This is a genomic window from Uniformispora flossi (genome assembly GCF_049534875.1).
Classification (GTDB): domain Bacteria; phylum Actinomycetota; class Actinomycetes; order Streptomycetales; family Streptomycetaceae; genus Yinghuangia; species Yinghuangia aomiensis.
The window spans coordinates 1-9940 of sequence record NZ_JBMULZ010000040.1 but is presented as its reverse complement, the minus strand read 5'-3'; the positions used below and the strand labels follow the sequence as shown (position 1 = coordinate 9940).

Annotated in this window: 8 protein-coding genes and 1 pseudogene; 6 read left to right on the top strand and 3 right to left on the bottom strand. The window is 72.2% G+C overall.

Translation table 11 applies throughout. The annotated features are described in order from the left end of the window. The 6 genes and pseudogenes from ACPA54_RS38770 to ACPA54_RS38745 all read left to right on the top strand — a co-directional run. A pseudogene (locus tag ACPA54_RS38770) lies at positions 1 to 192 on the top strand (SCO6880 family protein); the annotation flags it as partial. 18 nt (positions 193 to 210) lie between these two features. Beyond that, entirely contained in the window at positions 211 to 1752 is a 1542-nt protein-coding gene (locus tag ACPA54_RS38765; protein WP_423537236.1) for an ATP/GTP-binding protein, read from the top strand. After that, positions 1749 to 2720, top strand: a complete 972-nt coding sequence (locus ACPA54_RS38760) for a hypothetical protein (RefSeq protein WP_423537234.1) — start codon at positions 1749 to 1751, stop codon at positions 2718 to 2720. The genes ACPA54_RS38765 and ACPA54_RS38760 overlap by 4 nt, the downstream gene beginning before the upstream one ends. A gap of 56 nt (positions 2721 to 2776) precedes the next feature. Then, complete coding sequence (locus tag ACPA54_RS38755) at positions 2777 to 3157, top strand: hypothetical protein (protein ID WP_423537232.1); 381 nt, start codon at positions 2777 to 2779, stop codon at positions 3155 to 3157. Continuing rightward, positions 3154 to 4290, top strand: a complete 1137-nt coding sequence (locus tag ACPA54_RS38750; RefSeq protein ID WP_423537231.1) for a C40 family peptidase — start codon at positions 3154 to 3156, stop codon at positions 4288 to 4290. Before ACPA54_RS38755 ends, ACPA54_RS38750 begins: the two co-directional genes overlap by 4 nt. A gap of 134 nt (positions 4291 to 4424) precedes the next feature. Then, positions 4425 to 4928, top strand: a complete 504-nt coding sequence (locus ACPA54_RS38745) for a hypothetical protein (protein ID WP_423537230.1) — start codon at positions 4425 to 4427, stop codon at positions 4926 to 4928. A 53-nt stretch (positions 4929 to 4981) separates the two neighbouring features. Here ACPA54_RS38745 and ACPA54_RS38740 read toward each other — a convergent pair whose 3' ends face one another. The 3 genes from ACPA54_RS38740 to ACPA54_RS38730 all read right to left on the bottom strand — a co-directional run bounded on the left by ACPA54_RS38740 (position 4982) and on the right by ACPA54_RS38730 (position 9360). Then, the gene (locus ACPA54_RS38740) at positions 4982 to 6736 is read right to left on the bottom strand and encodes a hypothetical protein (RefSeq protein WP_423537228.1); all 1755 of its coding nucleotides are present in this window, start codon (positions 6734 to 6736) and stop codon (positions 4982 to 4984) included. A 75-nt stretch (positions 6737 to 6811) separates the two neighbouring features. Next, on the bottom strand, positions 6812 to 8095 hold the full coding sequence (locus ACPA54_RS38735; RefSeq protein WP_423537227.1) for a hypothetical protein: 1284 nt from the start codon (positions 8093 to 8095) through the stop codon (positions 6812 to 6814). 32 nt (positions 8096 to 8127) lie between these two features. Continuing rightward, the gene (locus ACPA54_RS38730) at positions 8128 to 9360 is read right to left on the bottom strand and encodes a GAF domain-containing protein (protein WP_423537225.1); all 1233 of its coding nucleotides are present in this window, start codon (positions 9358 to 9360) and stop codon (positions 8128 to 8130) included. Positions 9361 to 9940: the final 580 nt, after the last annotated feature.

Below are 9940 nucleotides of genomic sequence, written 5' to 3'. Positions count from 1 at the left end.
ACGGCGACGGTGCTGGACGAGGCGGCGGTGCCGCTGGCCGGCGCCGCCGTGGACAACCTCGCCGCCACGGCGCGGGTCCGGCTGCGGCGCATGTATGGCTCCCAGTCCGCGGCTTTCGCCGCGGCACTGCCGTTGGGCGTGAACCTCGGCGACCACCTGCGGGTGCCGCAAACCGTCCGCAACTCGATGTAGCAGGAGAGAGGAAGCACGATGTTCGGGAAGAGGCCCGCGGCTCACGAAGCCGCCGAAGGCGTTCTGCCGGTCGCCGGGCGCACGGCCGGCGCGCCGGGAGCGCCGTCCCGGCCCAGGCGCGGCCGGGTGGCGGCCGACCGTCCCGGCCCGCGCGGCCTGACGGGTTGGGGGCGGGGCCGTGCCTCGCACATCGAGACGCCCACCGAATGGCGCGGCACCACCGTCCAGGTGTGCGGCCTGTGGCCGTTCGGGGCGGGCTCGGGCACGCCGGTGGTCGGTGTGCCGCTGGGCCGGTCGATGACCAGTGGCGCCGCGCTGTGCTGCGACCCCATCAGCTGGTTCCAACGCGCCAACCTCATCCTCAACCCGAGCGAGTTCGTGCTCGGCAAGCCCGGCCTCGGCAAGTCGACCGTGGTGCGCCGCCAAGCCCTCGGCCTGGCCGGATACGGCGTGAACCCGCTCGTGTTCGGCGACCTCAAACCCGACTACGTCGACCTCGTGCGCGCCCTCGGCGGCCAGGTCATCACCCTCGGCCGCGGCCGCGGCTTCCTCAACGTCCTCGACCCCGGCGAAGTCACCGAAGCCGCCAAACGGCTCACCGGCGACGCCCGCCGCGCACTGATCGCCGACGCGCACGGACGACGCATCAACGCCGTCGGGTCGCTGCTCACCATCGTCCGCGGCGCGCCGATCACCGACCGCGAGGAAACCGTCCTCAACGTCGCCCTCAAAGTCCTCGACGAACGCCACCCCGGTGTCCCGGTGATGGCCGACCTGCTCGCGGTGATCCGCGACGCGCCGGACCCGGTGCGGGCCGCCGTCCTGGACCGCGGCGACATGGCCAAGTACCGCGACACCGTCGAGGACCTCGAAGCCTCCCTCGTCGGCCTCCTCGGCGAAGGCCGCCTCGGCGACATGTTCGCCCGCCCCACCTCCGAACCCATGCGCCGGGACCGGCCCGTCTGCTTCGACGTCTCCAGCATCGACGACTCCGAGATGAACCTCCAGGCCGCGGCGCTGCTGGCGTGCTGGAGCTACGGGTTCGGCGCGGTCTCCGTCGCCCAGGCCCTCGCGGACGCCGGACTCGAGCCGCAGCGCCACTACTTCGTGATCCTCGACGAGCTGTGGCGCGTGCTGCGCGCCGGACGCGGCCTCGTCGACCGCGTCGACGCGCTGACCCGCCTCAACCGCCAGCGCGGCGTCGGCATGGCGATGATCACCCACACCATGTCCGACCTGATGGCCCTCGCCTACGAAGAAGACCGCATGAAGGCCAAGGGGTTCGTCGAACGCGCCGGCATGGTCATCTGCGGCGGACTGCCCGCCGCGGAGATGCCGGAACTGACCCAGGTCGTCAGCATGACCGGCGCCGAACAACGCATGATCACCGACTGGTCCACCCCGCCCGCCTGGGACACCGGCAGCGGACGCAAGTCGCCGCCCCCCGGACTCGGCAAGTTCATGGTCAAGGTCGGCGGCCGCCCCGGCATCCCCGTCCGCGTCGAACTCACCGAAGCCGAGCGCGACATCAACGACACCAACCGGAGGTGGGCCCGATGACCCGGCTCACCCGTGCCGTGATGACCGTGCTGGCGGCCTGCCTCCTGGGCTTCGTCGCACAGGTGGGCACCGCGCCGGTGGCGTCCGCGAACCAGGACATCATGAAGGGGCCGGAGCGGAAGGCGTGCCTCTACATCCCCGAGGACGTCTGGGGATTCTGGTTCACCTACTACTGCGCCGACAAGGACGAGAAGGGCGTCACCAAGAACCTCCATGGGAAGTCGGTCGGTACGGGCCACCGGAAGGACTACAAAAACGGCGGCCTGGACTCGTGCGACGGCCTCGAAGACGGCGGTCTCGGCACGTTCCTCACCGACGCGAACCACACCGTCTTCGGCGGCCTGTTCGTGGAGGAGAACGGCACGATCGGCGAGTGCATGAAGAAGCGCATGTACAAGTTCCTGCAGGACCACCAGAAGAGCAACAACCTGGGGCAGTCGATCAAGGCGGACGTCAAAGAGAACCCCTGCAACTCGATCTACGACTCCGACCAGCGTTCGGACAAGAACCTCAACGTGTGCCGGAGCCCGGTCGGCCAGAATCCGTGCCTGCTGATCGGCACCGGCCAGTTCCAGGGCTCGCAGGCCAAGGCCATGCAGAAGTCGTGCCTGTCGGACCACAAGGACTTCAAACAGCAGGTGCCCGGCTCCACCTTGGCCGGCGACGGGGGATGCCAGTTCCTCAGCGGTGACGCCAAGAAGGACTGCGACGTCATGGTCAAGGAGAACGCCAAGGGCGCGCCGACCTCCGACACGGTGCGCGCCCAGCTGAGCGACTTCCTGGGCTGGGCGCTGCTCGCCGCCTCGTGCGCGCTGTGGGTCGGGGTGGTCGGTGTCGGCGTCGGCATGGCGTGGTCCTGGTACACGGGCGAGCCGGGGCTCCTGCAGTTCAACCGTCTGGGATGGGTGGTCTTCGCAGCCGTGCTGGCCGGTTCGGCGACGTCGATCGCCGGGTGGTTCGTGTTGTGACGTCGGCCTTTGCCCCGAGGCTGACGTGAGCAAGGCCGCGGAAGGACGGAAGAGGAATGTCCGAAGAGATCCACAACGGGTTGCTGGGTGACGCCATCGGGGCGTTCCACGGCGCCTCGGCCGGGTTGCGGAAATCGGTCTTCGCGGGTGTCGTCAAGCACCTCAAGACGGCAGCGCAAGGCGTCGGCACCGTTCGGCAGCTGTCCATGCAAGTCAGGACCGCCCCGGCCGCCACGGGTCCCGCGGCTCCGGCCGCGAACACGCCGCAGCTGAGCAAGTCGCCGGCCCGGACCACCCAGCAGCAACAGCAGGCGACACCCGCCGCGGCGTCGGAGCCGCCGCCGTCGCCCCGTCATACGCCGGTCGTCGGGCAGCCGATGAGCCCGCGGCGGGAAGCGGCGCGGCAGAAGTGGCTCGATGCGGGGAAGGGGTCGTGACCGCCGTCGCACGTGGGCCGCGGCGCACCCGGCGAATACGGGGAAGAGCACGCATCGTCGTGGCGTGCCTGACGATGGCACTGAGCATGACGGTCGTCTCGGGGTGTTCGGCGTGGCAGGCACGCGACCTCGCCTCGCTGGGCCTCGACTTGGCGCTGGACTACCTCGGGCTGAACGACAAGGCGAAGAAGCAGCTGACCAACCCCGACGTGCTGGCGGCGATCAGCAACGCCGCCCGGCGCTTCCCCTGTGAGGGCATCGTCAGCGAACCCCTGCTCGCGGGCATCGTCTGGATCGAGTCCGGCGGCAACGTGAACACCCCGGACAGTCCGGTGGGCGCGAAGGGCGTGGCGCAGTTCATGCCCAACACGTGGAACGGCGTCGGACAGCAGGCCGCGAAAGTCGACGGCGACGGCGACGGCGACATGGACATCAAGGACCCGTTCGACGCCATCGCCGCGACCGCCAAGTACCTGTGCACGCTTCGCGACGAGGTGAAGAGGGCCAACATCCCCGGCGACCTGCTGCGGAACACGGTCGGTGCCTACAACACCGGGGTCCCCAACGTGAAGAGGGCCGGAGGCGTCGACAACATCTCCGGTGTGAAGAAGTACGTCGACAACGTGCTGGCGAAGCGGGACGACTGGGCGCTCGACGTGTCGGGCCCCGAGGTCGACGCCCGCGCGGCGTCGTTCGGCCTGGAAATCGTGCGCCAAGCCCGCACCCAGCTCGGCAAGCCGTATGTCTGGGGCGGAGGAACCACGGCCGGGGGCAGTGGATTCGACTGCTCGGGCCTGGTGCTCTACGCCGTCTACCAGGCACGGAAGACGTTCAAGATCAAACCGAACGTCGGCTTGCCGCACAACACCGGCCAGCAGCTCAACGCGGTGAAGCCTCCCCAGGCGCACATCGTCCCGAGCCTGGACGCCATGGTGCCCGGCGACGCGATCTACATGCACGTTCCCGGGGCCCCGGGAGGCGACCAGTACTGGCACCACGTCGCCATTTTCACCGGCAAGGTCGGGAAGGACTACGGCATCGTCGAAGCACCGCGTCCCGGCCGGCCCGTGCGCGACCAGACGCTCCTCAGCCAGTACGGGAAAGAGCAGTTCAAGATCGTGAGGTACTCGTGAACAGGGCCGTTACGCCCGGTCGCGCGGCCGCGATCGCCGTCGGCCTGATGCTCCTCGCGGGCGCGTGCAGCGGCGGTTCCTCGGATGGTGACGCCGCACCGGCAGCCGCGAGTTCACGTCCTGCCGGGAGTGCCGTGCCGTCGACCGCCGGCCAAACCCCGGCCGGTTCGGCCGCCCCGACCCGCAAGTCGGGTCCCCCGGCCGGCGGAAACCCGGCCGCCGCCCAGGTCGACGGCAAGAACGCCGACGCGGTATCCGAGGCCGCCGCGTTGACCATGTGCCTCGTCGACACCGACACCGACATCTCCGACTACGACGCGATGCTGCGCACCGCACCGCTGCTGGACCGCGACTACCTGGCCAAGCTCCGCGCGGAACAGCCGCGCCCGGTCCAAGGCGGGGACTGGGCGGAGCTGGCCGGGCACCACGCCTACACGACGGCCACCGCGCACCTGAGCCCGGAGATGGGGCAGCCGCCGGACAACGCCCTCGAGGCCTACCGCGGCTGGATCGTCGACGTCACCACGCAGGGCCGGGACGGCTGGCGCGGCGAGCCGCAGACCGTGGTGGTCTTCGTGTTCCTGCGCCGGGACGCCGCGGACCAGCCGTGGCGGATCGTGGAACTGCGCCAGGGCTGAGCCGCGGCGGGCGCTGCGCGGCCGGGGCGGACGCGGAATTCCGTCCGGGCGGCTCAGGGACGGGCCGGCGGTTCTCCGGGTCCGGCGGGCGGCCGCCAGGACGGCGCGGGGGAAGAGCCGGTCGAGTCGGACGAGTCGCCCCCGTCGTCCGTGCCGACATCCAGCAGGCCCGGCGGCGGCGTGAACACGATCCCGTCCGCGAACGTCGGCGGTACTGGAGCGGCTTCCGCCGCGGCGGGCTCCTCCGGCTCGTCATGCCCGTCCAGGGTGTCCGGGTCGTCCGCGTCGGCCTCGCCGCTCCCCGCCGGGATGGCGCTCATCGACCAGTCCGAGTCCATCGCGTTGTGGTCCGGCTCCGCGGAGGGCCCGGGCACCTCCTCGAACGCGGCGGCCGGCGGCGGAATCGACGGGGCCGGGGGAGTCACCGGAGCCGGGGGAGCCGGGAATGCAGGCGGCGCGGCCGGAGCCGCGAAGGACCCCGAGAACGGCTCTCCGGACGGCACCACGGTCGCCGAGCCCGATGCCGCACCCGCCCGCCGCCTCCGCATGTGCATCAAGAATGCCCCGACCGACACCAGCGCCGCGGCCGCGGCCGCCGCGGTCAACGCGATGGTGCCGCTGCCGCCGTCGTCCTCGGCGTCCGCCGCCCCGGCCATCGCCGGGTCGCCGCCGGGTTGCGCGTCGGACTTGCCGCCGGTGCCGCCCCCCGTGCCCGTGGCCGCGCCGGCGCCGCCGTTCCTGCCGGCCGTCATGGCGGATTCCTTGCCGGCGCCGGGGCGAACGGAGCTGCCGGTGAACGCGGCCGACGGGTCGTGGTCGGTGCCCGCGCCTTCTACCGTGACCGTCATCTCGTACGGCACGACCTGCCCGTGCCCCGCGTCGATCTCGCCGAGCACCCCGGGAACGATGTAGTACGTGCCGGGAATCGTGAACTCGGACTCGTAGTCCTTGAGGTCGGTGTCGACCTTCCACGGGCCGCACGTCAGCTGGGTGGTCCCGCTGCCCTGCTCGACGAAGACCTCGCTGCGGTCGCCGGCCTTGGCCGGACAGCGGGCGGCGGAGCGCAGCGGGTTGTAGATGTCCACCGTCCACCGCGCGAGCCGGCCCGCGGACAGGCTCGCCGGGTGCTGCATGACGGTGCGGACCGTGAGGGTCTGGCCGTCCTTGAGCTGCACCCGCCAGAACGGGAACTCGCCGAGGGCCAGGTCGCCCTTGACGACGCCGTCCGCGGGGACCTCCCGGGCGCCCGCGAACGAGAAGCCGTCCGTGGTCGTACTCGGCTGCGGCGAGTCGGTGAACCGGAGGGCGATCTCGATCGGGATGCTCTTGGCCTGCGAGCCCATCGGCGACAGCGTGTTCGTGATGTGGATGCAGCCCGAGCGCTGGCCGTCGGCCTTCTGGTTGGACCGGCCGCCGACGCTGACCCGGCCGCCGTGCACCGTCCCGAGGTCGGACAGCCACGCGTTCGGGTCGTCGCCTTCGGCCCAGCCCACGCCGATCTTCATGTTCGAGGTGCCGTACATCAGGTCCGGCGGCGCGGCCGTCGCGGACACGTCCAGCACCTGCTCGGGGCGCTTCTCGACGCGGTACCACAGGTCCTTGCCCTGGAGGAGCCCGTCGAGATAGCGGCCCGGTGTGAGCACCGGGGCGTTGTCGCAGCCCGTCGTGGAGCCTTGGACGGGGGCGCCGGAGGCCGCGTACGGCTGGACCGCGCGATGCTCGGGCGCCGCCCCGGCGGGCGCGGTCCCCGCCCACGCGAGCAGCACACACCCCGCCACCACCGGCCCGACCGCCACCCGAGAACGCATGATCGCAGCCTAGGAACCCGTACCGGCCCGGCGCTAGGCCGGAAGGCGCGCCTTGCGGGACCCGAGCGGGCCCGTTCACGCATCCCGGTTCAGGACCAGGCCGGGATCGCGGGCCGGCCCGAACGGACCGTACGGGGTGCGCGGGGCAGCGCAGCCGCGGCACGACGGTGCCGGGGCGGCCGCGGATCGGCCGCGCTGCACGGCACCGCCGGGGAGCGGCACGGTGGCCAACCGGCTCGGCGGCGGAAAGACAGCGGTGGGGACCAGGGGCGTGAAGCCGACGACTGCCGCGACGATGTCGACGCGTGGCGGCAGGGTCCGCGGCGGCGCCGGCTCGTCGAGGGGGGCCGGCACCTGCAGCGCCCGGCCGTGTCGAAGCGTGTTGCCGAACGCCCCGGCGACCGCCAGCACCGTCGGGTCGGTGAACGCCGAATAGCCGGTATCGGGCGGGCTCTTCGCGGCGCCGTTGGCCTCCGCTTTGAGATAGCGGCCGAAATGCCGGAGACGCAGGATCCGCGAGCCGCGGATGACCTTCTTCTCCAGCTTCTTGGAGGCGTGCTCCTGCCAGTGGAGGTCGCCTTGGACCCGGCCGCGCCGGAAGCCGGGATTCAGCTCGCCGCCGGGGAAGTCGCGGGACTTGAAGACCGTGTAGTGCGGACCGAAGAAGGCGCCGGGGCCCTGGCTGCGGGCCGCGCCGAACCGGCGGTGCATCGCGGTCGAAACCTCGCCCTTCACCCAGGCGAGGTCCATCATCAGGTACGAGCGGACGTCGTTGTCGCGGACGCCGGTGAGGTGGAACTGCGGCGGCAGGCCGTCCTTGCCGCGGGCGAAGTCGTCGAGGACCCTGCGGCGTTCATCGGGCCCCATCCGGTAGGGAGCCTCGCCGGCAAGGTAGGCCCGGGCCAGCTCCCGGCGTCGCGCACCGGGCGCGGCGCTCTTCAGGACCCGCCGGTGCCTGCGCCGCTCGTAAGCTTCGAGGAGCCGCTCGCGGTCGCTCGCGGTACCGGCGGCCGCCATCGCCTTGGAGGCTTTGCGGCGCTCGTGCTCCTCGATCGTCTGGAGGTACTCGTCCACCGACAGGGTCCGGGCGGCCCGGGTCAGCCAGTTGGTCTGCCCGTCGGCGGTCATCGTCTCGGACTTGGGCATCAGGTACGTCGTCCGGCCCGGTCGCACCCGCTCCCAGTAGGTGACCTCGAACGAGGGCCGGTTCTTCCGGGGCGTGAGCCGGTTGACCGTCCGCGCGACCGCGAGGGTGGCCCGGTAACGGTGGTAACGCCGCGCCATGACCTTGGTCTCCCAGACCAGACGCTCCGGGCTCTCCCGCCAGGCGTATCCGGTGAGGTGCTTGCTTTTCGCCACATCTGGGTTTACCCGGACGGTGTCCGGGGGCGCTATCCGCCCGGCGCGGCCTCGCGCAGCGCGGCGATCCCCGGTGCCTTCGACCTGGGCAGCAGGCGTGCGCGGTCGGCTTCCGGGGCCAGGAAGTCGGCGTCGCGCGGGCCGAGGATCCGGTACGGCTCGGAGCCCAGCCGGTGGCCGAGAATCGGCCGCAGACGGCTGAGTTCGGCGCGCACCGTACCCGCGCGGCCGCTGTCGCCATACAGCTCGAACGCCAACTCCTCGGCGGTCAGGCCCTCGTCGTGGGCCAGCAGGAGCGCGACGAGTTCGCTGTGCCGGCCGGTGAGTTCGTGCCACGGGCCGCCGGTGGCGAGGCGGCCGCGGGCCCGGCCGAGGCCTTCGTAGCGCACGGTGGGCTCGGCGCCGTCGTCCGTGGGGGCCACGACGAGGAAGAACGTCTCCGCGTCCAGGCGTTCGACGACCGCGTGCCGGCCGTCCGGCAGCACGACCGGGCCTTCCCCGCGGATGCCGGGCAGGTGCGCGGGCAGCGACCCGGGCGGGGACGCGTGCGCGACCACGCCGTCCGTGTCGAGGAGAGCGCCGCAGCCGCCCAGGCGCAGGGCCAGACGGTCCGCGTACTTCTCGCGCAGCCGGGCCTGGTGGCGCAGCCGTTCGGCGAGCAGCTGCGCCTCGGCGAGGCGCGCGGCGGTGGTGACCAAGGACAGTTTGAGCGCGCGGTCGGCGTCGGTGGCGCTGGTGAGGTCGACGGTGCCCAGCAGCCGTCCGGTCACCGGGTCGTGGATCGGTGCGGCGGAACACGCGTACGGGCGCGCGGACGACGCGTAGTGCTCCGGGCCGAACACCTGGAACGGGCGCCGGAATGCGATCGCGGTGCTCACGGCGGTGGGTCCGACGGTGTCCTCGCTCCACAGCGCGCCCGGCAGCGTGGGGACGTGCTCGGCCTGCCGCCGCGGACCCGGGCCGCCCTGGCACCACAGAAGATGCCCCTCCGCGTCGCTGACGGTCAGCAACTGCCCCGTGTGGCGCGTCGCCCAGCGCAGCGATGCGCGGAGAATGGGCCACACGGGCGCGAGCGGATGCCTGCGCCGGCGGCGCAGCACCGCGTCGTCGACCAACGGCACGGGTAGCGGCGCGCGGTCGGGCCGGATGCCCTTGGCGGGGCATCGCACCCACGACGCGTGCATCGGCGCGGCGACGCCGTTGCCGCGTTCGCTTCCACCGCCGACGAACCAGTCCTGTGCCGCATCCGCGTTGCCTCTGCCCACGTGGGGGATCCTGCCTCCGCTTGTCGACACGTGTCCAACAGTCGGCGGATGATCTTCGCAACGTGTCTTCCGGCGGCGTTATTTCGTCCTTGTGTGGCTACGGGGGTGAATTGCGGATGAGACTTGGTGCACCGGCACCGCCAACACCCTTGGTGCGGTGATGTCGGGGGATTGCTGCGCTGATGCAACCCTTTGGTGGCGGGTGTGTGTACCGTTCTCCTCCAGCGAGACTCGACATGTCCGCATCCGCACGCGTTCGGCGTCGAGGAGTCGAATGTTCCGCCCGGCACAGCCCGTACCATCCCCCGCCGTCCTGGGCGGTGGCCACGTCCCCGGACCGCCGCCGCGCCCGGACACCCGGTCGCCGGCCGGCGCCCCCCGACCGCCCGGGACGCCGCACCGCGGTGGCCGGGCCAGGATCGCCCGCTCCGGCGCTGCCAGGCCCCCGGCGCCGGGGCGGGACAGGCGGGGCGGGGCGCCCCGGTGCGCCGGCCGCCGGCCAGCCCCCCACGGGGCGTCCGCGGCCGCGCCGCCGGTCTACATAACAGAAGAAAACGGGGGGACGAGTACCGGAGAGTAG